Below are 24,460 nucleotides of genomic sequence, written 5' to 3' on the forward strand. Positions count from 1 at the left end.
TGCGATCTTTTGATGTTGCCGTTTTAAAGATCAACAGATCGCAGCCTGCGGCAGCTCCTACAGGAGATTAGCGTGGGGGGTAGTTGGTGAGGATGCGGGCGACCGTCTCGCGGATGGCGTTGCTGCGGTCCTCGGGGTTGGGCTTGCTGGCGAGCATCTGCTCGTCGCTGCCGCGCCACACCAGTTTGCCGTCCTTGCCGTCGAGCAGGTCGATCTGGATGGTCGCGACCTTGTAGGTGATGTTGCGCGTTTCGTTGTACATCGGCGCGCCCCAGTAGCCATTCCATGGGCCGCCCCAGCCGCCGCCGTAATTGGTCGTCACTTGTTGCTGACGATCCTCGACGATCAGATAAGTCTGCACATTCAAATCACCTTTGGCGCCCGCAGCCGCCGGGCGCAGACCACGCTGATCAAGTTGATCTGTTACCGCCTGGCGAATGCGTTGCTCGGTCAGGTCGCTTTTGATCCGTGGATCATCGGGACGATATTGCAGGGCGGGGTCTTTCCAGCTCCAGCTGCGATAGGCGGCAAAGTCGCGGCTGGCGTCGAAGTCATGATTGACCTGGTTGGCGGCGCAGGCACTGAGCAGTGCGGCCATGGCCAGTAAAGCAAGACGGCGGAACATGATTTTTCTCCGGTTGAAGACATGAACCTGCTAGAGCTTCTCATTTGCAGCAAGCTAACTGGGAGGATACGCCGACATGGCCTTTTCCACAGCCTCGCGAATCGAATCCGTGTGGTCGATCTGACTGCCCTTGGCGCCGGTCTCCGCGCTGGCACTCCACACCGGTTGCCCCGTTCCGGCGTCGAACAGATCGACTTGCACCACCACGACCTGCTCGGAATAGGTGCGCACCACCGGCACGCTGTTGTACATGCCGTAGCCGCGCCCATAACGATCATAGCCGCCGTATCCGCCGCCGTAGTAGCCGTAATCGTCCTGCACCTGACGCAAGCGGGTTTGCAGGCTCAGATGGGCGCTGACCAACAGGTCGGCCGGACGATTGTCATGCAAAGGGCGCAGGCCACGCTGATCCAGTGCATTGCTGACCGCCTCGGCCACTTGCGCCGAATCCGCCCACGCCGTACCCGGCGGCAATTGACCATTAAGCCAGGCCCAACTGCGGTAGCGCCCGTAATCACGCGGCGGCGCCGGGTAAGCGCTGCGGTCAAAGGTGTTGGCGGCTTGCGGCGGTGCCGGCGGCAACGGCCGCGACTGCGCCACGTAAGGGTTGCTGCCCTGACAGGCGGCCAACCCCAGACAGATCAGCAATAACCCGGATTGAGCTTTCATGTCGCGCTCCGATCAGATCGGCCGGCAGATCCAGTGCAAGTAGCGCCCAAGCCCGGCGAAGCTTGGGTGACGACGATGAGCGAGCTCCATCTCGAGCAAATCGACAAGTTCGGCGCGGGCCTGAAACTCCACCGGCATGTAGTCGTGGAAAACCCGGATCCCGCTCTGAGTTTCGACCTGCCACAACCCTTCGAGTTGCGTTGCCAATTCGCGCGGATCGAGCGGTTGCTGCGGGGTCAGGCTCTGCTTTTCACCGGCCATGTCGTTCTTGCGCATTTTCTTGAAATGGCCTTTGAGCAGGTTGCGGTAGATCAGCGCATCGCGGTTGTAGAACGCCAGCGACAACCAGCCACCGGGCTTGGTCAATTGATGCAGCACCGGCAGGATCGCGTGGGGTTCGGCGAGCCATTCGAGGACGGCGTGGCAGATCACCAAGTCATACGGCTCGGTGAGTTGCCCAAGCAATTCCTGCCACGGCGCCTGAATGAACGTTGCGGTCTGCCCGGCTTCGGCGAAACGCTGGCGCGCGCCGTCGAGCATCGGCTCGGCCGGCTCGGTGAAGGTTACGTCGTGGCCACGCTCGGCCAGCCACAGCGACATGTGGCCGAGGCCTCCGCCGATGTCGAGCACGCGCAACGGACGATCCGGCAGCGCTTCCGCGAGGTCAGCCTGCAACACCGCGAGGCGAATCGCGCCCTTGGCGCCACCGTAGATTTTTTCGGCGAAACGCGTCGCCAACTGATCGAAATGCCGGTCGCTCATCAGCTGAACCGCCGTTCGCTGTCGGCGAGCTTGGCGCGCACCACTTCATTCATGTCCAACCCCAACTCGCTGCACAGCAGCAACAGGTACAGCACGATATCGCCGACTTCCTGCCCGGCGTGGGCGAGTTTGTCAGCGGGCAACTGGCGCGACTGGTCTTCGGTCAGCCACTGGAAGATTTCCACCAGCTCGGACATTTCGACGCTGGCGGCCATGGCCAGATTTTTCGGGCTGTGAAATTGCCGCCAGTCATTGCGGTCGCGAATGGCGTGCAGGCGTTCGGTCAGTTCAACAAGGTTCATCGGGCTCTCCTGAAGGCGTATAGCTTCAAGCGGATATCGACCGAAGGCAAGCGCAAACCCTGTAGGAGTGAGCCTGCTCGCGATGACGCCATTACATTCAACATCACCGTTGACTGACACACCGCTATCGCGAGCAGGCTCACTCCTACAAGGGCGGTGTAAACCCACTATCATGCAGGGAACTCGGCCACCTGCGTTGTGGCCCAAGGCTCAGCTCTTTCATCAGGATGAACACATGCAGGTAGAAAGCTTTTTCGAATGGCTCGGCCAGGCACTCGGTTCGGTCATCCGCTTTATCGTCGATGGCCTCAGCGGGCTGTTCAATATTTTGAGTAACGCCGGCGGCAACTTTGTCGACGGGCTGGCGAAGACCCTGGGCATGGACACGTCGATCATCAGCATCATTGCGCTGATCGTCGGGTTGATGCTGTTGTGGTCGGCGATTCGGGCGTTCATGAATGCGTCGATCATTGCCGGGATCATCTGGTTGCTGCTGGGGTTGTGGTTGCTGAGCTGGATCATCCACTGACACCACCGCCCTCCTGTAGGAGTGAGCCTGCTCGCGATAGCGGTGTGTCATTCGACGCTGTTGTGACTGGACCGACGCTATCGCGAGCAGGCTCACTCCTACAGGGGATAGCGTTAATCGCTACAATGCCGCTCCCCCAAGGAGCCCGCATGTCCAACCTGATCGCCGACTGGCGCGACCGCCCGACTCACCGCAAGGTCTGGGCGCTGGCCGCGCCGATGATTCTTTCGAACATTTCCGTGCCGCTGGTGGCGCTGGTCGACAGCACCGTCATCGGCCACTTGCCCCACGCGCATCAATTGGGCGCGGTGGCAGTCGGCGCCAGCCTGTACACCTTTCTCGCCTGGGCCATGGGTTTTCTGCGCATGGGCACCACCGGTTTTGCCGCGCAAGCGGCCGGGCGTAGTGACGGCGCGGCGTTGCGGCAGATTCTGTTGCAGGGCCTGTTGCTGGCGATGGGCCTGGCGCTGGTACTTGGCACTCTGGGCGTACCGCTGAGTGGCGTGGCGCTGCACTTCATGCAACCGTCGGCTGAGCTTGATCAGCTCACCCGGGATTTTTTCCATACGCGGCTGTTTGGTTTGCCGGCGGCGCTGGCCAGTTATGCGTTGGTCGGCTGGTTCCTCGGCACGCAAAATGCGCGGGCGCCGCTGGCGATTCTGCTCAGCACCAACCTGATCAACATCGCCCTGAACCTGTGGTTCGTCATCGGTCTGGACTGGGGCGTGGTCGGTTCGGCCCGCGCCTCGGTGATCGCCGAATGGAGCGGCGCCCTGCTCGGCCTGTTCATGACCCGCAAGGCGTTGCGCGCGTATCCGGGCCACATCGTCTGGGCCGCGCTGAAAGTCTGGCAGAGTTGGCGCCCGCTGCTGGCGGTCAACCGCGACATCTTCATCCGCAGCCTCGCCCTGCAATCGGTGTTCTTCATGATCACCGTGCAAGGCGCGCGTCTTGGCGATGCAACCGTCGCCGCCAATGCCCTGCTGCTCAACGGCCTGCTGCTGACTGCGCATGCGCTGGACGGCCTCGCCCACGCCGTCGAAGCCTTGTGCGGGCACGCCATCGGCGCTCGAGATCGCCTCGCGCTGCGCCGTTCGCTGGTGGTGGCCGGCGGTTGGTCACTGATCGCCAGCCTCGGTTTTGCCGCGCTGTTCCTGCTCGGCGGGCATCTGTTCATCGAGATGCAAACCAACATCCAGAGCGTGCGCGACACCGCGTTCATCTACCTGCCCTACCTCGCTGTGCTGCCATTGATTGCGGTGTGGAGTTATTTGCTCGATGGCTTGTTCATCGGCGCCACTCGCGCCCGCGAAATGCGCAACGGCATGCTGATGACGGTGGTTCTGCTGCTGCCGTTCGCCTGGGCGCTGCAAGGCCTGGGCAACCATGGCCTGTGGATATCTTTCCTGTTGTTCATGGTGTTGCGCAGCCTCACCCTCGGCGCGCAAGCCTGGTGGCTCAAGCGCAACGATGGCTGGTTTAGCGGTGCGGCTCACTGAGTCGGCGTGTGTTCGATGAAGCCGACCACTTGATCAAGCACCGGCGCCAGCCGCCGCAATGGGCGTGACAGCGTGGCCACCAGGGTGATGTGACTGGGCCGCGAGTAGTACAAATCCTGCACCGGCACCGAGGCTTCGCGCAGCTTGCTGGCGAGGCCGCCGGTGTTGCGCGTCGGGTTGACCAGGTTGTCCTTGCTCGCCGCAATCAACAAGGCCGGCGGCGCGCCCCGGCTGACGTGGTTGATCGGCTGCGATTGCGGCGGAGAACCCGGCCAGAAAAACACCGGACGCACGTCGGGGTTTTCGATCGGCAGAAAATCATACGGCCCGGCCAACCCGATCCAGCCGCTGAGGTCCTTGGGTGACATCCCGACCGCCCCGAGCAAATTCGTATCCAGCGCCAGCATTGATGCGTTGTAGGCACCGGAACTGTGGCCCATCAAATACAGGCGCTGCGGGTTACCGGAATACTCGCTGATGTGCGCCTTGGTCCACGCCACGGCGCGCGCGCCATCTTCCAGAAACAGCGGATAACGCACCTGTGGATACAACCGATAGTCGGCCAGCACCGCGACAATCCCGCGCGACGCCAGCGCCTCGCCGACAAAGGTGTAATCCCCACGATTGCCGCTGTTCCAGCTGCCGCCATAGAAGAACACCACCACCGGCGCGCCCTTGAGCGGATGGCGCGGCACGTAGACATCGAGCTTCTGCCGTGGATCATCGCCGTAGGCAATGCCCACCGTTTTGTCGAAGGTGTCGTCCGGCGTCAGGGCATTGAGCACTTTCACCGGCGAGCAAGCGCCGAGCACCAGGAGCATAAGCCCGCCGATCAGTGCGCCGAACCGTTGCCCAAACGTACCTGCCATAAGCGCCGAACCTCTGTTTCACGGTTGATCGTTCTGCCATTGGCGGCGCACATGATCGAGCCCTGCCTGCTGGGTCAGCCCCGCTGGCGGCGGCACCAGCACAGCCCGCGGATGCAGCAAGCGTAGCCACAGCCAGCCATCGAGCACGTCACGATCGCTGAAACCCAGCGCCAGCCCCTGCTGAACATGGGAGGACAGCGTTGCGTAATCGGTTCCCATTGATTGGCACCAGCGCCAGATGTGCTGCTCAAGCAGACAGCTTTGCAGACGCTCGCGTTGCCGCGCCGAGAGGCTTTCCTCAACGGCCAGCGGCGCCACCGCCAGGCCTGGGTTACGCAGTTGCTGCCAGCCCTGACTGCCGATCGCCCGGTCTGCCCACGTGCCGCCGAACCAGCGCAACTGGTCGATCGGCCCGAGCCAGCGGCTCAACTCACGGGCATCACAGGCATCGAAGAAGTAACTGGCAGTCTGCCGGTTGTAATAGCCGAGCATGGCGCGATGGTGCAGGCCGAAGGAAACGGTGAGCATGCGCCGCAAATGCGCAAGCAGCGCTGGTGTCGAAGCGGCGCTCTCCAGCAATAGGCCGCGCCAGAGCTGTGGGTCGCGCAGACATAACGCTTGCAGCGCTTCGCTGTCCTGCAATTCGATCAGCAACGGCCCTTGCTCACGCACGGCCTGAAACTCGGTGCTGTCGAACAGCCAGAAATACTTGAGCCCGGCGAATGCCTGCCGCAACACCTTCAGCGCCTGTGGCGACTCCTGGACATCCAGCAACAACCATGACGACATCGGGTCGAGCGCTACGGCGCTCATCCGCGACCGCTCTGATCAAGCGCACTGACCAGCCGACAGCTGCAAACCGACTGCCGACAATGGTTGTAGCTGCCACCGCCAGGCATCAGGCACAACAGCACCAGCGGTTGCGCGCTCTTCAACAGTTGCGGCAAGCCTTCACTGTGCAAATGCTCCGGCAGCGGGGCCGGTTCCTGCGGTTTTTCTTCATCGGCAAGCGGCGCCTGCAGCACGCCACTGATCACCGGTTGATCCGGATCACCCTCAAGAAAACTCACCACCACCTCGACCCCTTCACGCAACCACGGCAATGCCTTGTCGGCCAGTGCTGGCGCCAACGGCAGCCAACAGTGGCTGGCGGCGGCGCCTTCGCCCTGATACAGCCAGTCGAATTGCACCGCCACCGGCCGCGAGCAGTCGGGACGAGGCTCATCCACTTCCACCACCCAGGCGCGTTGCAGGCTGTGCATCCGCGGCTTGACGGGTTGGATGTCGGGGACACGCGATGGGTTATTAAGGGTGGCGAAAACCCGGTTGCCATACGGCGGATCCTGCGAAAGATCAGCATGGTGTTCAACCCGCGACAACAGCCACTGGCGATTGCATTCGGCAAACGGATGCCCCGCCAGCGGCAGCCAGCGTCCACTGCGCAGGCTCGGCACATCGGTTTCGCCCTCGGCCATTTGCGCAACTGGCGCGCCGTGGGCATCGGGCGACCAGACATCCTGCAGGCGCCATCGGCGGACCGCTGGCGCCTCGTTCTCCGCCGCGCCAGCAAAACGCGCCGCCCCTGCGCGCGGCAGGCGCGCGACATCGTCGCCGAACACCAGGCAATGACCGTCGCGTCGATGCTCGAAGTGATAATGGATGCCGGCTTGCGCACACAAGCGCTGCAGCCATTGCAGATCCGATTCCCGGTACTGAGTGCAGAAAGCCAGCGCCGGATAGTCACCCGCCAACTCAAAGCGTCGCTGGGCACCGACGATCCCGTGCTCCTTGAGCACCTGCGCGAGAATGTGCGGTATCGAACAGGCACTGAACACCCGCTGACTGAAACGCAGGTCCAGGCAGTTCAGCCTCGGGCCAAGCCGCACCCGGCACAGCCTCGAACCCTGGCCGTGCTCGTGCTGGACAACACTGTGCAATAGCCCGTGAACGCCGTTGCACGCGGCGCCGAACTGCAAAAACACCGAACGGTGCAACAAGCCAGCGAGATCCAGTTGCGCATCCTCGACCAACACATCGATGTCGAAGGCGAACGGCTCGCTGAGGGCCTCGCTACCGGAAAACGCCAGCACTTCGAAGGCGTCGGACAAGCCCGCTACATCGAGACGAAACATCGGCTCGTTGACTGGATCAAACATAGGCGGATCTCTACAGGAGGGGCGGCCGGGGATTCTCGCCGAGAGCCATGGCCGAGTAGAGTGCCGAAGTACAACTTAGGAAATGACCTACGAGAAAAGCAGACCAAATGAGTTTGCGGGCAGGGATAAGCGAGGATTTGGCAGGGAATTTAGGAGATATCCCACCGGGTTATCCGAATTTTCCACAGCGTGTGGGAAAAATTCAGACAACCCGGCGAGATCACAGCCGATGTCAGGAAGACAGGTAGGAGGAACGGGTCAGGCCCAGACGCAAGGCATCGAGGAACTGCGTGCGCTCGCTGGCACTGATGCGCGCACTGGCGCACTTGTCGCGGTAGTGGGTCATCAGTTCTTCCGGCGACAAGTGCACGTAACGCAGCATGTCTTCGATGGTGTCGTGGGTCTCGATGCCGGCGTGGTACACGCTGCCATCGGCGTTCTGGTAGATGTTCACCGAGTCGGTGTCACCGAACAGGTTGTGCATGTCGCCAAGGATTTCCTGATAGGCGCCGACCAGGAACACGCCCAGCAGGTAGTCTTCGCCTTCGTTCAAACCGTGTACCGGCAGGCTGGTTTCGATGCTCTGCTCGTCGACGTACTGGTTGATCTTGCCGTCGGAATCACAGGTCAGATCCTGCAGCACGGCGCGGCGCAGCGGCTCTTCGTCGAGACGGTGCAGCGGGATGATCGGCAGGACCTGATCGATTGCCCAGGTGTCCGGCAGGCTCTGGAACACCGAGAAGTTGCAGATGTACTTGTCGGCCAGCTTGTCGTTGAGCTCGTCGAGCACTTGGCGGTGCGAACGCTGACGGGCTTTCAGCGAGTTGTGCAGGCGACGGCACACCGCGAAGTAGCACTGCTCGGCCAGGGCTTTTTCAGCCAGAGTCAGTTTGCCGTCGGCGTACTGCGCGGCCACGTCGCTCATGTAGTGAGTCGCGCGCCAGTAGGTTTCGGTGACCATTTCGATGTCGGTCGGGCCGAGCAGGTCAACCAGCCACTGCACGGTTTCCGGCAGCGCTTCCTTGTTTTCGATCTGCGGGATTTCGTCGTTGTGTTTCTCGACGTCGGTCACCTGCACCACCAGCATGGCGTGGTGCGCCGTCAGCGAACGGCCGCTCTCGGAGAAGATGTGCGGATGCGGCAGGGCCTGCGCGTCGCAGAATTCCTTGAGCATGCCGACCACGACACCGGCGTAATCGTCCATGTCGTAGTTGATCGAACTGGCGTTACGCGAGTGCGTGCCGTCGTAGTCGACACCCAGACCGCCACCGACGTCGATGTGATCGACCGGCAGACCGAGGTTGCGCAGTTCGCCGTAGTAACGAATCGCTTCCTTGAAACCGTGCTGATAGTCAGCCAGGTTGGCAATCTGCGAACCCATGTGGAAGTGCAGCAGGCGAATGCCTTGATCCAGGCCAGCCGCGCGGAAGCGCTCGACCACCGACAGCAACTGTGCTGCCGACAGACCGAATTTGGATTTCTCGCCACCGGTGTCCGCCCACTTCGACGACGCCAGCGACGACAGGCGCACGCGCAGGCCAACCTGTGGCTTGACCTTCAGCGAGGCGGCTTCTTCGATCACCAGGGCGACTTCGGATTCTTTCTCGATGACGATGAACACGTTGTGGCCAAGCTTCTGGCCCATCAGCGCCAGACGAATGAACTCGCGGTCCTTGTAACCGTTGCAGACGATGGTGCCGCCCTTCGGCGCCAGCGCCAGCACGGCCAGCAGCTCAGGCTTGGAGCCGGCTTCCAGACCGATGGAGACGTCCTGGGTGGCGATGATGTTCTCGATCACCGCTTCTTGCTGGTTAACCTTGATCGGGTACAGCGCGGTGTACTTGCTCTGGTATTCCAGGCGCTCGATGTTCGCATCGAAGGCGCCGGTCAACTGGCGGACACGGTCTTGCAGGATGTCAGGGAAACGAACCAGCAACGGCAAGGACAAACCGCTTTTGCGCAGTTGGTCGACTTGCTCGAACAGGTCGATAGGCGAACTTTTCGGGCCGTTCGGACGAACTTCGACGCGACCGGCTTCATTGATCGCGAAATACCCGGCCCCCCAATGGCGAATCCCGTAAACACTGCGGCTGTCCGCAACTGTCCATTGGCTGCCATCGTCTTTACGTGTGCGTCGTACGGACATCGAAGTCCCCTATAAAGAAGTCATAGTGCGTCGCCTGATTGCAGGCCGGCGCAGTCTAAAGAATGAAAATGACGATTCGTCAGCGCGGCGGTAGACCGCGCTGACCGCGTGGAGTTTAGAAACCGGTCATGAACAGGCTCTGTGAAAACCATGGAGACGACGCCGGATCTGAAGTATTTCAGCGCCGGATCAAGCCGCAGATGGATTTCACAGAGGCTGCTAGCCGCCGGACTTCTTCGCTTTGAAACCGTGCTTGATCAGCTCAGCCAAGAGTAGCTCGACATGATCGCCCTGGATTTCGATGATGCCGTCTTTCAACGCCCCGCCAGTGCCGCAACGTTTCTTCAACGTTGTCGCCAACTCTTTGAGCGCGTCTTCGGCCAGGGGCACGCCGGTGATGGTGGTCACCGTCTTGCCGCCACGGCCTTTGCTCTCGCGTCGCACGCGGGCAATGCCGTCGCCTGCCGGGATCACGGTTTGTTTGCAGATACAGGCGTCCACCGGCTTACTGCATTCCGGGCAATGACGACCTGCGTCGGTGGAAAATACCAGGCCACCAAGGGCGGCGAAGGATGCGGCTTTTTTGGCCACCGGCAATCCTCTTGGGAGGACAAAGACTGATCGCAACCTTGGGCAAGGTCAGCGACCGCGAAGCCCCACTCAGGCAGGGGCAGCGCTACTGCACCAGAATATCGATCATGGACTGCTGACATGTAGGAGCTGCCGAAGGCTGCGATCTTTTGATCCTGCTCTTGAAAAACAAGATCAAAAGATCGCAGCCTTCGGCAGCTCCTACAGTGGGTCAGCAGGCCAACCTCAAACTATCCGGTGCAGTTTGAAAAAAGGTCGCGCAGTGTAACGGCAAAAATCCCGATTGCTAAGTGCCAATCGGCGCCAATTTATGTGTTCTTTGCGACGTCGCTTTGCTGCGCCTTCAGATAGCGCTTCAAAGCGGCCAAGGAGTCCGGGCAGTAGGGCTTTTGCTGGATTTCCTGCATCACCTGCCCGACCGGAATAAAGCGCGCTTCCAGCACTTCTTCCGGTTGCAGGATCAGCGGGCCGTCCCACACGGCGGAAAACGCCGAACACCAGAGCCGGTTACCGGTGTCTTCGAAAAAGAAATGGTCGTGCGCCGTGAGTTCCACGCCGCTCACGCCCAACTCCTCTTCCAGCTCACGGGCCGCCGACTCGGCGTAGGTTTCGTCGGCCTGCACCATGCCGCCCGCCGCGACGTCCCAGTAACCGGGATAAATCGCCTTGCTCAAGGTGCGCCGATGCACGCAAAGCTCACCGGCGGAATTGAACAGCATGATGTAAGTGCCCCGCCCGATCAGCCCGCGCTCGCGCAGCTCGGAACGCACCAGCGCGCCGAGCAGGTTGTCCTGCTCGTCGACCCAGGCGATCTGTTCGGCATCCGAAGCGGCACGGTGCGCCGCTTCTTTCACGCTATCGGACATGACTCATCCCTGATTGAGCAGTTGACGCAGATCGATCACAGCGGCGTTGGCACGGGAAATATAGTTGGCCATGACCAACGAGTGGTTGGCCAAGACGCCGAAGCCGCTGCCGTTAAGAATCATCGGGCTCCAGACCGGTTCCTGCGAGGCTTCCAGCTCACGGATGATCTGACGCACGCTGACCGTGGCGTTCTTCTTCGCCAAAACATCGGCGAAGTCGACTTCAATCGCGCGCAGCAAATGCGACAGCGCCCACGCCTGACCGCGTGCTTCGTAGAACACGTTGTCGATCTGCATCCACGGTGTCTCGACAACTTCTTCGTCAACCTGCGGCACTTCGCCGACCGCCGGAACCTCGGTTTTCAGCGCCGTGTTGAGCTTGACCCGGCCAACGCTGGCCGACAGCCGTTGCGACAGCGAACCAAGACGAGTGCCGACATCGCCCAGCCAGTTGTTGAGGTTATCGGCGCGCGCATAGAACAGGGCGTTTTTCTGGGTAGGGTCAGACAGACGTGCCTGATAGCGGCTCAGGGAATTGATGCCTTCCTGATATTCCGACTCGCTGGACGGCAGGATCCAGCTCTTGTTGTCGAAGTTGAAGCGCGGCTCGGCCTTGGCCAGATCGGCATCTTCAGCCGACTGCGATTGCGAGCGGGCGAAGTCTTTGCGCAGGGCGCGCGTCAGGTCGCGGACCTGGACCAGCACGCCGTATTCCCAGCTTGGCGTGTTGTCCATCCACAGGCCAGGCGGAAAACGATCGTTGGAAATATAACCGCCCGGCTTGTCGAGCAAGGTGCCGGCGACAGTCTTCAGGGTTTCCACCGTGGTGTAGCCGACCACCATTTTTTTGCCTTCTTTCTCGGCTGCCGCCTGGGCATTTTGCGCCACCGGAAACAGCGCGGGCTCCTGGCTCCAGTACCAGCCGAGGCCAATGGTCACCAGCAGGTAAATGCCGATCAAGGTGGCCAGTGCGCGGCTGAACAACAGCCCGCCAACGTAGCTGCGGGTGGCCGACTTGGGTTCAGCGGCACGTTCAGGCGCGCTGCCCGCGCGGTTTTTCCAGTCCAGCATGGCGATATCCTTTCAATCACTTGGGTTCAACGGTTCGACCACAACCATACAACAACGTGCCAAGGCCGGGCACCCGCCGGCAAAGATAAGCCGCAAATGATGTGGGCGAATGACGTATCGATCAGAACTAGGGGAATCCCTGAGGCCGCCATGTGTATCCGGGCTGATGCGGACCTTGGAAAATCCGCCAAACGCTCATTCAGCGCATGGATACGAAAGCCCGCGAGAAATCACCCTGAGTTAAGCACCTGACCGGGAATACGCCCGGTTAGCGGGGACTTCGTCGACGAACAGGTCGAAAACAGGACTCTTCGGTCAGAAACTGAATTGTGTCGTACTGCAGATTATTGATGTACGACACTCGTCTAAGGGAAAAGAGGTGCTAGCATAGAGCCACCAGTCGATCTCAGCATGCAGCCTAACTAGTAGTCAGGATATGACCGAGCCAGAAGACCCCAGCCGTGAGCGTCTCAAGCACCACTTTGCCCAGCGGGTAATTCATCAGGCACGTCAGATTCTTGAGATATGGCAGCGCCTGCAACGCAGTGAATGGTCCACCGTCGACCTCGCCGAATTGAGCGAGGCGAACTTGCGCCTGCTGCGTTTTGCCGAGCGTTTCGAACAGCCGGAACACACGCAACTCGCGCACCACATCAGCCAGTCGCTGGAAGCGGTGGACGCCAATCGCGGCCGCCTCAGCAGCGGCCTGATCACCGACCTCAATCGCTTGATGCAGCGCTTGTCGCGCACCGGCCTGCGCCATGGCGATCAACTCGACCAGACGTTCCTGCCGCCGCTGCGCAAACCGATTTACGTGATGCTGCAGGATCACGACCGTGCCGAGCGTCTGGCCAAACAACTGGAATTCTTCGGGTTGAGCGCGCAGGCGCTGGACAGCGTTTCCGCGTTTCGCTCCTCGATGGTCGAGCGCTTGCCCGCGGCGATCGTCATGGACGTGGATTTCAGCGGTACCGGTGTCGGCCTGAAGCTCGCCGCCGAAGCCCAGGTCGGTCTGGATGAACCGCTGCCGTTGCTGTTCTTCAGCCTGCATGAAACCGACACCCCGACCCGTCTCGCCGCCGTACGCGCCGGTGGCCAGGAGTTCCTCACCGGCACCCTCGAAGCGTCGAGCCTGCTGGAAAAGATCGAAGTCCTCACCTGCGTCGCCCAGTACGAACCTTACAAAGTGCTGATCATCGACGATTCGCGCGCACAGGCCCTGCACACCGAGCGCCTGCTCAACAGCGCCGGCATCGTCACCCGCACTTTGATCGAACCGATTCAGGCGATGGCCGAACTGGCGGATTTCCAGCCTGACCTGATCATTCTCGACATGTACATGCCGGCCTGCACCGGCACCGAACTGGCCAAGGTGATCCGCCACAACGACCGTTATGTCAGCGTGCCGATCATCTATCTGTCGGCCGAGGACGATCTGGACAAGCAGCTCGACGCGATGAGCGAGGGCGGCGACGACTTCCTGACCAAACCGATCAAGCCGCGCCATCTGATCACTACCGTGCGCAACCGCGCCGCCCGCGCGCGCAATCTGAAAGCGCGAATGGTCCGCGACAGCCTCACCGGTTTGTACAACCACACACACATTCTGCAATTGCTCGAAGACTGCTCGTTCCGCGCCCGCCGCGAGAACAAGCCGCTGAGCTTTGCCATGCTCGACATCGACCACTTCAAACGGGTCAACGACAGCCACGGCCACCCAATGGGCGACCGCGTGATCAAGAGCCTCGCACTGTTCCTTAAACAGCGCTTGCGCAAGACCGACTTCATCGGCCGCTACGGCGGTGAAGAGTTCGCCATCGTCATGCCCGACACCGATATGGAAGCTGCGCACAAAGTGCTCGACGAAATCCGTCAGCGCTTCGCCGAGATCCATTACCCGGCGCAACCGCAGGATTTGTGGTGCACCTTCAGCGCCGGCGTGGTGGAGATGCATGACGATTGCGACAGCCTGATGATGGCCAGCCAGGCCGATGAGGTGCTGTACCGTGCCAAGGGTGCCGGGCGCAATCGTGTGCAGACCGCGCGCGAATCAAAGCAAAGTGCCACTTTTTCATCGGATTCCGCCGAATCGGTCATAACCCTGTAACAGAACCGCAATAAATTCAGGCGCTTACCATTTCTGCCGTTGGTAGCCGTCATGCGCCTGAAGTTGCTCACCAATCTCAATACGCTGCTGCTGGTCGCCGTGTGCCTCGCACTCGGCGCCACGTTGTGGTGGTCGCAAAAAGCCCTCGAACGCCCGTATCTGTTGATGGAGCGGTATCTGGGGTTGTCGCAGCAATTTCAGAATGACGTGGCGCGCAACGTCGAGGATTACCTCGCCAGCGGTGATGCCTTGCGCCTGAGCGCCGCCAGCCAAGCCATCGCCGGCCTGCAGACAGAACTGAATGAATTACCGCCAGCGCTGGCCGACACCCTGCGTCCGAGCCTGACTGGCCTGGAAGAATTCAGCAAAACCGACCTGCTCGCTGCCGGCAAACTGGCCGGTGACCCGCAAGCCTTGTTGTTGCAGGCCGAACGTGAACTGAGCGCCAGTCTCGATCAACTCAGCACCTACGCCAATGGCAATGCGGCTTATCTGACGCCGCTGCTCGCCGCTTCGCAGCACCTGGGCAAACTGTCGCTGGCACGGGACAAACTGGTCAGCAGCGGGCGCAGTGAACTGGCCGCCGACGTTGAGCGCGAAGTCACTAATATCCGCTCCCAGGCTCAAGCAATCGATGCCCTGCCCTTGCTCGGCGTCGTCGCCAACAACGAATCTGGCAGCGACGATTTCGCCGCGATGATGGGCATCGAAAGCAGCGAAAAAACTGTCGCCGAAGATGCCGGTGTCGGCCTCAAACGTGAACTCAACAGCCTGCTCGGGCGCTATCCGGCGGAGCTGGCGCGTACCCGGGAGCAGATCCAGAAACGCACCGAGCTCAGTACCGCCACCCACCAGAAAATCACCGCTGTGCAGCAGGCCATCGCCGGCCTGGAACCGGTGGTGCGTGCGCAACACGGGCAAATTCAAGGCGAAGTACGCCTGATGCAAGGTGTGATGATCGGCTTGATTCTGCTGATCGCGTTGCTGATCGATACCTTGCAGCGGCGGCTCTCGCGCACCCTGACCAATCTCGCCCCGGCGCTTTCAACCTGGGCCGAGGGCGACTTCAGCCGCGACATTCATTTGGGTAAGACCAACCGTGAACTGCACGACATCGAGGCTTCGCTCAATCGCTTGCGCGCCTATCTGGTGGACCTGGTCGGCACCATTCGTGGCAATGCTGAACAAGTCGCGGGCAGCAGTCGCACCCTCGCCGAACTGAGTAACGATCTGCACAGCGGCGCCGAACATCAGGCCGGCGATACCGCGCTGATCCGCGATTCCCTCGGTGAACTGGAAGCGACCATTCAGCAAGTGGCCGGTGACGCGCAGCAGGCCGCAGACGCCAGCCGTCATGCCGGACTGGCCGTCGAACATGGCCAAACCGTGATCGGCCAGAGCCTGACCGGACTGCATGCCTTGGTCGGTGAAGTGCAAGGCAATGCGCAGATGATCGAGCATCTGGCTGAGGAGTCAGCGACCATCGGTGGTGTGTTGACGGTGATTCGCTCGATTGCCGACCAGACCAATCTGCTGGCCCTCAACGCGGCGATTGAAGCGGCGCGGGCTGGGGAAATGGGTCGTGGTTTTGCTGTGGTCGCCGAGGAAGTACGCTCACTGGCGCAGCGCACTGCCGGGGCTACGGCGGAAATTCAGACGCTGATTGCCGGACTGCAAACGGCGGCGCGGCAATCGGTCGAAGGCATGCGCGCACAGGTCGAACACGCCGAAGCCACGGCCAATCAGGCGCAGGCGGCGGATGGCGCGCTGGATAAAATTGTCGGTGCGATCCAGACCATTTCCGACACGGCCATCCGCATTGCCGACGTTACGGCGCAACAAAGTGGCGCAGTTAGCGAGATTCGCAACCACAGCGAGCGGATTCATCAGTTGGGTGGGGATAATCTGCTGCGGATCGGTCGCGGGCGCGAACAAGGCGAGAACTTGCTGGTACTTGGCGGCCAACTGCATACAGCCGTACAGGCCTTTCGCGTCTGACGAAAATCCCTGTAGGAGCTGCCGAAGGCTGCGATCTTTTGATCTTGCTTCTAAAAATCAACAGATCGCAGCCTTCGGCAGCTCCTACAGGGATTACCGCAAATGACCGGATCTAATCACTCGGTCACATATTTTGCGCAAACATCGGCCATCGTGCTGGCTATTGCATAGAACTGGACAGTCACAAAGTCTTTGCGGCATAGTCGCCGGGTTCTGAACTTTGCTCACCCATAACAAGGACAACGCAGATGGCAACCCTTCTGGTGCTGCACGGCCCCAACCTGAACCTGCTCGGCACCCGCGAACCCGGTACTTACGGTTCTACGACCCTGGCGCAGATCAATCAGGATCTGGAGCGCCGCGCCCGTGAAGCCGGCCATCATCTGCTCTATCTGCAAAGTAATGCCGAGTACGAATTGATCGACCGCATCCACGCCGCGCGCGGCGAAGGTGTGGATTTCATTCTGATCAATCCAGCAGCTTTTACACACACAAGTGTCGCATTACGTGACGCGTTGCTGGGAGTGAGCATCCCATTCATCGAAGTGCATTTGTCCAACGTGCACAAACGCGAACCTTTCCGCCATCACTCTTACTTCTCCGACGTAGCGGTGGGAGTGATCTGCGGCCTTGGCGCCAGCGGTTACCGACTGGCCCTGGAGGCTGCACTAGAACAGCTTGAAACACCGGCAACGACTTGAAATACAAGCGTTAAGCGCCCCTGACCGACCCTTGGGAGTTGATGATTCATGGATATCCGTAAAGTTAAGAAATTGATCGAATTGCTGGAAGAGTCCGGCATCGACGAGCTCGAGATCAAGGAAGGCGAAGAGTCCGTACGCATCAGCCGTCACAGCAAGACCCCGGCTCAGCAGTACTACGCGCCGGCCCCGATGCAAGCGCCGGCTGCCGCACCTGTTGCTGCTCCGGTAGCTGCTGCAGCCCCGGTTGCCGCTGCTGCGCCAGCGCTGAACGGCACTGTTGCCCGTTCGCCGATGGTCGGCACCTTCTACCGTAAATCTTCGCCAGCCTCGCCAGCCTTCGTTGAAGTCGGCCAGACCGTGAAGAAAGGCGACACTCTGTGCATCGTCGAAGCCATGAAGATGATGAACCACATCGAAGCTGAAACCAGCGGTGTGATCGAGTCCATCCTCGTCGAAGACGGCCAGCCGGTTGAGTACGACCAACCGCTGTTCACCATCGTTTGAACTGCGGAGAGCCTTTGATGACTGCGAAGTTGGAAAAAGTTCTGATCGCGAACCGCGGTGAGATCGCCCTGCGGATTCTGCGTGCCTGCAAAGAGATGGGCATCAAGACCGTCGCCGTTTACTCCAAGGCCGACAAAGAGCTGATGCACCTGGGCCTGGCAGACGAATCCGTCTGCATCGGCCCGGCGTCTGCCGCTCAGTCCTACCTGCACATCCCGGCCATCATCGCGGCCGCCGAAGTGACTGGCGCTACCGCCATTCACCCAGGCTACGGTTTCCTCGCGGAAAACGCTGATTTCGCCGAGCAGGTCGAGAACTCCGGCTTCGCGTTCATCGGCCCGAAAGCCGACACCATTCGCCTGATGGGCGACAAGGTATCGGCCAAGCACGCGATGATCGAAGCGGGCGTTCCTACCGTTCCAGGCTCCGACGGCCCACTGCCGGAAGACGAAGAAACGGCGCTGCGCATTGGTCGTGAAGTCGGCTACCCGGTGATCATCAAAGCCGCTGGCGGCGGTGGTGGTCGCGGCATGCGTGTGGTGCACAAGGAAGAAGACCTGATCGCCTTCGCCAAACTGACCCGCACCGAAGCTGGCGCGGCGTTCGGCAACCCGATGGTCTATCTGGAAAAATTCCTCACCAACCCGCGTCACGTCGAAGTTCAGGTGCTGTCCGACGGCCAGGGTCATGCGATCCACCTGGGCGACCGCGATTGCTCGCTGCAACGTCGTCACCAGAAAGTTCTCGAAGAAGCGCCGGCACCGGGCATCGACGAGAAAGCGCGCGAGGAAGTACTGGCTCGCTGCGTCAAGGCGTGCATCGACATCGGCTACCGCGGCGCGGGTACTTTCGAGTTCCTGTACGAGAACGGTCGTTTCTACTTCATCGAAATGAACACCCGTGTTCAGGTGGAGCACCCGGTTTCGGAAATGGTCACCGGTATCGACATCGTCAAGGAGATGCTCAGCATCGCCGCTGGCAACAAGCTGTCGTTCACTCAGGATGATGTGGTTATCCGCGGTCACTCGCTGGAATGCCGGATCAACGCTGAAGACCCGAAAACCTTCATGCCGAGCCCGGGCACGGTCAAGCATTTCCACGCTCCAGGCGGCAACGGCGTTCGCGTCGATTCGCACCTGTACAGTGGCTATGCCGTTCCGCCGAACTACGACTCGCTGATCGGCAAACTGATCACTTACGGCGCGACCCGCGACGAAGCCATGGCACGCATGCGCAATGCCCTGGACGAAATCGTGGTTGACGGGATCAAGACCAACATCCCGCTGCACCGCGATCTGGTTCGTGATGAAGGCTTCTGCAAGGGTGGTGTGAACATTCACTACCTCGAGCACAAGCTGGCTGGCGAGAAGCACTAAGCTTCGGCCCGCACCAGACAAAGCCGCCTTCGGGCGGCTTTGTTGTTTCTGCAGATTGCATAAATCCCTGTAGGAGTGAGCCTGCTCGCGATGAGGCCGGCACATTCAGCATTTATGTTGACGGCAACATCGCCATCGCGAGCAGGCTCACTCCTACAAGGGATTGGCGCTACAAATCCAGCTCCCACAAACCGCCTGCGCTCGCGTAAACTTGCGCGCTTCTCGCCGGCCGCTAGGCTGCAATCAATATTTTTCAAAGGTGCCCGCCATGCCTTGGCTGCAAGTACGTCTCGCCATCAGCCCGGAACAAGCCGAAACCTACGAAGACGCTTTCCTTGAAGTGGGCGCCGTGTCGGTGACCTTCATGGACGCCGAAGATCAGCCGATCTTCGAACCGGAACTCAATACCACCCCGCTGTGGGCGCACACTCATTTGTTGGCGCTGTTCGAAGGCGGCACTGAACCGGCACCGGTTCTGGCCCATCTGGAACTGCTGACCGGCAGCCCGCTGCCCGAGCATCACAGCGAAGTCATCGAAGATCAGGATTGGGAACGCAGCTGGATGGACGGTTTTGAGCCGATGCGTTTCGGTCAGCGCCTGTGGATCGTGCCGAGCTGGCACGCCGCGCCGGAACCTGACGCAGTCAACCTGCTGCTGGATCCGGGTCTGGCCTTCGGCACCGGCACCCACCCGACCACCGCGCTGTGCCTGGAATGGCTCGACGGTCAGGACCTGAAAGACTGCAACGTGCTCGATTTTGGTTGCGGCTCGGGGATTCTGGCCATCGCTGCCCTGCTGCTCGGCGCGAAAGAAGCTGTTGGCACCGACATCGACGTGCAGGCGCTGGAAGCGTCGCGCGACAACGCCGGGCGCAACAATATTGCCGAAGCACTGTTCCCGCTGTACCTGCCGGAAGATCTGCCGCAAGTGCAAGCCGACGTGTTGGTCGCCAATATTCTCGCCGGCCCGCTGGTTTCGCTGGCGCCGCAGTTGTCCAGCCTGGTGAAATCCGGTGGCCGTCTGGCGCTGTCGGGCATCCTTGCCGAGCAAGGCGATGAAGTGGCCGCCGCTTACGCGCAGGACTTCGATCTCGATCCGATCGCCAATCGCGATGGCTGGGTGCGCATCACCGGCCGTCGGCGCTAGAATGACCGCCTGCATAATCCGGATCGCCGCATGACCGACAGCTTCGTCACCCAGTGCCCGCATTGCCAAACCAGCTTCCGTGTCAGCCACGCTCAATTGAGCGTGGCCCGCGGGGTGGTTCGCTGCGGCTCCTGCCTGCAAGTGTTCAACGCGGCCAAGCAGCTGCTGGAACAACACGCCGGCAAGGACGCGGTGACAGCGGTCGCGCCGCCGCTTGCCGAGCTGCCTGCCGCCGAGCCGCCGAGCCTGGCCAAACTTCCTGTTGTCGAGCCGCCAGCTATTGAGCCAGTGGCGCCGCGTGCCATCAGCCAGAAGCAGTGGAGCGCCTCGGAGCTGGATCTTGACAGCCTCGATCTGGACGAAGAACTCGCTCGCCTCGAACAACGGGAAATCCAGCCGACCACCGAATTCGGTCGTCAACGCGAAGATTCCCTGAGCGCACGCCGCGATAGCCCTGAACCGGATGAAACGCTCTGGCGCGACAGCCTGTTCAGCGCACGCTCCGATGAGCACACTGCCGAACACGAAGAAGACGAGCCAGAAACCGTCGACATCGAGCCGGTCAAAGCCGCACGCACCGAGCCTTCGTTGTCGCTGGAACCGGTGGATCTGGACGACGAACCGGCCATTCCGCAACTGCGCCTGCACGATCCGATTGATCCGAAGGTCCGTCGCGAACGCTTCACGGCCAGCGACGAAAGCGATGACGACGACCTGCCGACGATCGAACCGTCGCGCAAAAAACGTGACCGCGCCGAGCCGGGCGTCCGCGCTGAAGTATTGCAAGACCTGACCGACGACCCGCTGCAACTGGACTGGCAGAAGCGCCGTTCGCCATGGGGCCGACGCCTGCTGTGGCTATTGTTGGTACTGCTGGCGGCGGGCGGTCTCGTCGCCCAATACGTGTCTTATCATTTCGACGAACTGGCGCGACAGGATCAATACCGTCCGTGGTTCCAGCAGATTTGCCCGCAGATCGGCTGCAGCGTGCCGTCGAAGGTAGACATCGCCAGGATCAAGAGCAGCAACCTGGTGGTGCGCAGCCATCCCGAATTCAGTGGCGCCCTGGTGGTGGACGCAATCATCTATAACCGTGCGACGTTCTCCCAGCCGTTTCCGCTGCTGGAACTGCGCTTTGCCGATCTCAACGGTCACTTGATTGCCAGTCGTCGCTTCAAACCCGGCGAATACCTCAGCGGTGATCTCGAAGGCCTGGCGGAAATGCCGCCGCAGACGCCGATCCACATCGCGCTGGATATTCTCGATCCAGGCCCCAAAGCGGTGAATTACAGCCTGAGTTTCCACTCGCCCGAGTGAATCGCTTCATCGTTTCTGAATTGACGGCAGTTTTCTGACTTTGCAGCGCGTAACCAAACCGCTGGCAATAACAGAATAACTGTTCAGATTTTGTTCAATTCAGCCTTTATCCAGTCATCGAGAGCGGGTATCATGCCAACCCTTTTTCGAACTCTCATGATCCGGCCCCACTTCAGGGAAGTCCTATGTCGGCGGTACGCATCGGCCCATACACATTGCAGAACGGCTTGATTCTCGCCCCGATGGCGGGTGTCACCGATCAGCCCTTTCGTCAGCTGTGCAAGCGTCTGGGCGCAGGGCTTGTTGTCTCGGAAATGGTCACCAGCGACATGAGCTTGTGGAACACCCGCAAGTCGCGCATGCGCATGATCCACGAAGGCGATCCCGAGCCACGCTCGGTACAGATTGCCGGTGGCGACGCGCAGATGCTGGCGGATGCAGCCCGGGCCAACGTAGAGCTGGGCGCACAGATTATTGATATCAACATGGGTTGCCCGGCAAAGAAGGTCTGTAACAAGGCCGCCGGTTCCGCGTTGTTGAAAGATGAAGCACTGGTGACCGAGATCCTGCAGGCCGTTGTGGCTGCGGTTGATGTGCCGGTCACCCTGAAGATCCGCACCGGCTGGGATCGCGACAACAAGAACGGCCTGACCGTGGCGAAGATCGCCGAGCAGGCCGGGATCACCGCGCTGGCCGTGCATGGCCGCACGCGCGCCGATCTGTACAAGGGTGAAGCCGAGTACGACACGATTGCCGCGATCAAGCAGGCCGTGTCGATTCCGGTGTTTGCCAATGGCGATATCGATTCGCCGGAGAAGGCCCGTTACGTGCTTGATGCGACCGGTGCCGATGGCCTGTTGGTAGGCCGTGCCGCCCAAGGGCGGCCATGGATTTTTCGCGAGATCGAACACTTCCTGCGTACCGGCGAGAAATTGCCGGCGCCGAAGCTGATCGAGGTGGAACACATACTGCTTGAGCATCTGGCCGCACTTCACGCTTTCTATGGGGACGTGATGGGCGTGCGAATTGCTCGGAAGCATGTGGGCTGGTATCTCGCAACCTTGCCGGGCGCCAAGGAGTTTCGCGCCCACTTCAATCGTTTGGATGGTACGGAAACACAATGCGCCAATGTTCGGGAGTTCTTCGCCGAGCATTACAAGAGCCTGACAGGGGACGAAGAAGGGGTGGCCGCATGACGATGATGACCGAGACTTTAGTGAGTGGAACAGCACCCGTGAGCGACAACGTGAATTTGAAACAGCACCTCAATACCCCGAGCGAAGAAGGCCAGACCCTTCGCGGGAGTGTCGAGAAGGCGCTGCACAATTATTTCGCCCACCTTGAGGGCGCATCCGTCACGGATGTGTACAACCTGGTGCTCTCCGAAGTCGAGGCGCCCCTGCTCGAAAGCGTGATGAACTACGTCAAGGGCAACCAGACCAAGGCCAGTGAGCTGCTCGGTCTCAACCGCGGCACGCTGCGCAAGAAACTCAAGCAGTACGATCTGCTGTAAGCATTCAATCAAACCAGAAAGGCGCCCGCGTAAAAAACGGTCGCCTTTTTTGCTGACTTCCTTTGCTTTTGATGGAAATTGAGATGACCGACCAGACTACCCGCCTGCCGATCCGCCGCGCCTTGATCAGCGTTTCCGACAAGACCGGGATCCTCGAATTCGCCAAGGAGCTTGAAGCTCTGGGCGTCGAGATCCTCTCCACCGGCGGGACGTTCAAGCTGCTGCGTGACAACGGCGTTGCCGCAGTGGAAGTCGCGGATTACACCGGTTTCGCCGAGATGATGGACGGTCGGGTGAAAACCCTGCACCCGAAAATCCACGGCGGCATCCTCGGTCGTCGCGGTATCGACGACGCAATCATGAGCGAGCACGGCATCAAGCCGATCGATCTGGTGGCAGTCAACCTGTACCCGTTCGAAGCCACCATCAACAAACCAGGCTGCGACCTGCCGACCGCGATCGAGAACATCGACATCGGCGGCCCGACCATGGTCCGTTCGGCAGCGAAAAACCACAAAGACGTCGCGATCGTGGTGAATGCCAGCGATTACGCCAGCGTGCTGGAAGGCCTCAAGGCCGGCGGCCTGACCTACGCTCAGCGTTTCGACCTGATGCTCAAGGCCTTCGAACACACTGCTGCCTACGACGGCATGATCGCCAACTACATGGGCACCGTGAACCAGGCCGCTGAAACCCTGAGCACTGAAGGTCGCAGCGAATTTCCGCGCACTTTCAACAGCCAGTTCATCAAGGCGCAGGAAATGCGCTACGGCGAGAACCCGCACCAGAGTGCAGCGTTCTACGTTGAAGCCAAGCCTGCCGAAGTCGGCATCGCCACCGCGACCCAACTGCAAGGCAAAGAGCTGTCGTACAACAACGTGGCCGACACTGACGCTGCGCTGGAATGCGTGAAGAGCTTCGTCAAGCCAGCCTGCGTCATCGTCAAGCACGCCAACCCGTGCGGCGTGGCGGTCAGCCCGGACGCTGAAGGCGGCATCCGTCAGGCCTACGAACTGGCTTACGCCACCGACACCGAATCGGCGTTCGGCGGCATCATCGCTTTCAACCGTGAACTGGATGCCGAGACCGCCAAGGCGATCGTCGAGCGTCAGTTCGTGGAAGTGATCATCGCCCCAAGCGTCAGCGAAGAAGCCCGCGCCATCGTTGCGGCCAAAGCCAACGTGCGCCTGCTGGCCTGCGGCGAGTGGTCGGCTGACCGCGCTTCGGCTTGGGACTACAAACGCGTCAACGGCGGCCTGCTGGTACAGAGCCGTGACATCGGCATGATCAGCGCCGATGACCTGAAAGTCGTGACCAAACGTGCGCCGACCGAACAGGAAATCCACGACCTGATCTTCGCCTGGAAAGTTGCCAAGTACGTTAAATCCAACGCCATCGTCTACGCCAAGAACCGTCAGACCATCGGCGTCGGCGCGGGCCAGATGAGCCGCGTAAACTCGGCGCGTATCGCGGCGATCAAGGCTGAGCACGCTGGTCTGCAAGTGGCCGGTTCGGTGATGGCCTCGGACGCGTTCTTCCCGTTCCGCGACGGTCTGGATAACGCCGCCAAGGTCGGCATCACTGCGGTGATCCAGCCGGGCGGCTCGATGCGTGATGCTGAAGTGATTGCCGCCGCTGACGAAGCCGGCATCGCCATGGTCTTCACCGGCATGCGCCACTTCCGTCACTGATTCCCCGCTCCCTCTGCA

At 60.8% G+C, this 24,460-nt stretch carries 23 protein-coding genes; 12 read left to right on the top strand and 11 right to left on the bottom strand.

Going from position 1 to position 24,460, the window contains the following annotated elements; all coding sequences use genetic code 11:
• Positions 1-67: 67 nt before the first annotated feature.
• Genes ACZZ0B_RS22890 through ACZZ0B_RS22905 form a run of 4 tightly spaced genes read right to left on the bottom strand, consistent with a single transcriptional unit; the run spans position 68 to position 2,358 of the window.
• Positions 68-625: a DUF4136 domain-containing protein gene (locus ACZZ0B_RS22890; protein WP_008078236.1), complete on the bottom strand. Its 558-nt coding sequence runs from the start codon at positions 623-625 to the stop codon at positions 68-70.
• A gap of 54 nt (positions 626-679) precedes the next feature.
• On the bottom strand, positions 680-1,294 hold the full coding sequence (locus ACZZ0B_RS22895) for a DUF4136 domain-containing protein (RefSeq protein WP_463546300.1): 615 nt from the start codon (positions 1,292-1,294) through the stop codon (positions 680-682).
• Positions 1,295-1,306: 12 nt separating this feature from the next.
• The gene (locus tag ACZZ0B_RS22900) at positions 1,307-2,056 is read right to left on the bottom strand and encodes a methyltransferase (RefSeq protein ID WP_440094979.1); all 750 of its coding nucleotides are present in this window, start codon (positions 2,054-2,056) and stop codon (positions 1,307-1,309) included.
• Complete coding sequence (locus ACZZ0B_RS22905; RefSeq protein ID WP_007914625.1) at positions 2,056-2,358, bottom strand: MazG-like family protein; 303 nt, start codon at positions 2,356-2,358, stop codon at positions 2,056-2,058. The genes ACZZ0B_RS22900 and ACZZ0B_RS22905 overlap by 1 nt, the downstream gene beginning before the upstream one ends.
• 235 nt (positions 2,359-2,593) lie before the next feature.
• Here ACZZ0B_RS22905 and ACZZ0B_RS22910 point away from each other — a divergent pair, with 235 nt between their 5' ends.
• A complete protein-coding gene (locus tag ACZZ0B_RS22910; protein ID WP_007914623.1) occupies positions 2,594-2,887 on the top strand; it encodes a hypothetical protein in 294 nt (97 codons plus the stop codon).
• Between the two features lie 149 nt (positions 2,888-3,036).
• Positions 3,037-4,386 (top strand): MATE family efflux transporter, encoded by a 1,350-nt coding sequence (locus tag ACZZ0B_RS22915; RefSeq protein ID WP_463546301.1) that lies wholly within the window; start codon positions 3,037-3,039, stop codon positions 4,384-4,386.
• On the opposite strand, the gene ACZZ0B_RS22920 is transcribed toward ACZZ0B_RS22915, so the two are convergent.
• From ACZZ0B_RS22920 to ACZZ0B_RS22950, 7 genes are all read right to left on the bottom strand, one after another.
• The gene (locus ACZZ0B_RS22920; RefSeq protein ID WP_463546302.1) at positions 4,380-5,255 is read right to left on the bottom strand and encodes an alpha/beta hydrolase; all 876 of its coding nucleotides are present in this window, start codon (positions 5,253-5,255) and stop codon (positions 4,380-4,382) included. The two genes, ACZZ0B_RS22915 and ACZZ0B_RS22920, sit on opposite strands and share 7 nt — an antisense overlap.
• 18 nt (positions 5,256-5,273) lie before the next feature.
• Positions 5,274-6,068, bottom strand: coding sequence for a DUF4123 domain-containing protein (locus ACZZ0B_RS22925; RefSeq protein ID WP_463546303.1), 795 nt, complete (start codon positions 6,066-6,068; stop codon positions 5,274-5,276).
• Positions 6,065-7,411, bottom strand: a complete 1,347-nt coding sequence (locus tag ACZZ0B_RS22930; protein WP_463546304.1) for a contractile injection system protein, VgrG/Pvc8 family — start codon at positions 7,409-7,411, stop codon at positions 6,065-6,067. Before ACZZ0B_RS22930 ends, ACZZ0B_RS22925 begins: the two co-directional genes overlap by 4 nt.
• A 232-nt stretch (positions 7,412-7,643) precedes the next feature.
• A complete protein-coding gene (gene speA, locus ACZZ0B_RS22935) occupies positions 7,644-9,557 on the bottom strand; it encodes an arginine decarboxylase (RefSeq protein ID WP_463546305.1) in 1,914 nt (637 codons plus the stop codon).
• A 219-nt stretch (positions 9,558-9,776) separates the two neighbouring features.
• The gene (locus ACZZ0B_RS22940) at positions 9,777-10,148 is read right to left on the bottom strand and encodes a translation initiation factor Sui1 (protein WP_007914613.1); all 372 of its coding nucleotides are present in this window, start codon (positions 10,146-10,148) and stop codon (positions 9,777-9,779) included.
• A gap of 308 nt (positions 10,149-10,456) precedes the next feature.
• Positions 10,457-11,014 (bottom strand): NUDIX hydrolase, encoded by a 558-nt coding sequence (locus ACZZ0B_RS22945; RefSeq protein WP_008078197.1) that lies wholly within the window; start codon positions 11,012-11,014, stop codon positions 10,457-10,459.
• A 3-nt stretch (positions 11,015-11,017) separates the two neighbouring features.
• Positions 11,018-12,085 (bottom strand): DUF2333 family protein, encoded by a 1,068-nt coding sequence (locus ACZZ0B_RS22950; protein WP_008078193.1) that lies wholly within the window; start codon positions 12,083-12,085, stop codon positions 11,018-11,020.
• A 436-nt stretch (positions 12,086-12,521) separates the two neighbouring features.
• Here ACZZ0B_RS22950 and gcbA point away from each other — a divergent pair, with 436 nt between their 5' ends.
• The 10 genes from gcbA (at position 12,522) to purH (ending at position 24,442) form a co-directional block, all read left to right on the top strand.
• Entirely contained in the window at positions 12,522-14,192 is a 1,671-nt protein-coding gene (gene gcbA, locus ACZZ0B_RS22955; protein ID WP_463546306.1) for a diguanylate cyclase GcbA, read from the top strand.
• Positions 14,193-15,146: 954 nt separating this feature from the next.
• Positions 15,147-16,190, top strand: coding sequence for a methyl-accepting chemotaxis protein (locus ACZZ0B_RS22960; protein ID WP_463546958.1), 1,044 nt, complete (start codon positions 15,147-15,149; stop codon positions 16,188-16,190).
• Positions 16,191-16,438: 248 nt separating this feature from the next.
• The gene (gene aroQ / locus ACZZ0B_RS22965; RefSeq protein WP_008078187.1) at positions 16,439-16,891 is read left to right on the top strand and encodes a type II 3-dehydroquinate dehydratase; all 453 of its coding nucleotides are present in this window, start codon (positions 16,439-16,441) and stop codon (positions 16,889-16,891) included.
• 48 nt (positions 16,892-16,939) lie between these two features.
• Complete coding sequence (gene accB, locus ACZZ0B_RS22970; protein WP_008078186.1) at positions 16,940-17,398, top strand: acetyl-CoA carboxylase biotin carboxyl carrier protein; 459 nt, start codon at positions 16,940-16,942, stop codon at positions 17,396-17,398.
• A gap of 17 nt (positions 17,399-17,415) precedes the next feature.
• Positions 17,416-18,774: an acetyl-CoA carboxylase biotin carboxylase subunit gene (gene accC, locus ACZZ0B_RS22975; RefSeq protein ID WP_102899385.1), complete on the top strand. Its 1,359-nt coding sequence runs from the start codon at positions 17,416-17,418 to the stop codon at positions 18,772-18,774.
• A gap of 268 nt (positions 18,775-19,042) precedes the next feature.
• Positions 19,043-19,921, top strand: coding sequence for a 50S ribosomal protein L11 methyltransferase (gene prmA, locus ACZZ0B_RS22980; protein WP_008078183.1), 879 nt, complete (start codon positions 19,043-19,045; stop codon positions 19,919-19,921).
• Positions 19,922-19,951: 30 nt separating this feature from the next.
• The gene (locus ACZZ0B_RS22985; protein ID WP_463546307.1) at positions 19,952-21,238 is read left to right on the top strand and encodes a DUF3426 domain-containing protein; all 1,287 of its coding nucleotides are present in this window, start codon (positions 19,952-19,954) and stop codon (positions 21,236-21,238) included.
• A gap of 185 nt (positions 21,239-21,423) precedes the next feature.
• Complete coding sequence (gene dusB, locus ACZZ0B_RS22990) at positions 21,424-22,434, top strand: tRNA dihydrouridine synthase DusB (RefSeq protein ID WP_008078180.1); 1,011 nt, start codon at positions 21,424-21,426, stop codon at positions 22,432-22,434.
• Positions 22,431-22,751, top strand: coding sequence for a DNA-binding transcriptional regulator Fis (fis, locus tag ACZZ0B_RS22995; protein WP_003221275.1), 321 nt, complete (start codon positions 22,431-22,433; stop codon positions 22,749-22,751). Before dusB ends, fis begins: the two co-directional genes overlap by 4 nt.
• An 83-nt stretch (positions 22,752-22,834) precedes the next feature.
• On the top strand, positions 22,835-24,442 hold the full coding sequence (purH, locus tag ACZZ0B_RS23000) for a bifunctional phosphoribosylaminoimidazolecarboxamide formyltransferase/IMP cyclohydrolase (RefSeq protein WP_440094966.1): 1,608 nt from the start codon (positions 22,835-22,837) through the stop codon (positions 24,440-24,442).
• Positions 24,443-24,460: the final 18 nt, after the last annotated feature.

The sequence above is a fragment of the Pseudomonas sp. AC247 genome (genome assembly GCF_979258015.1).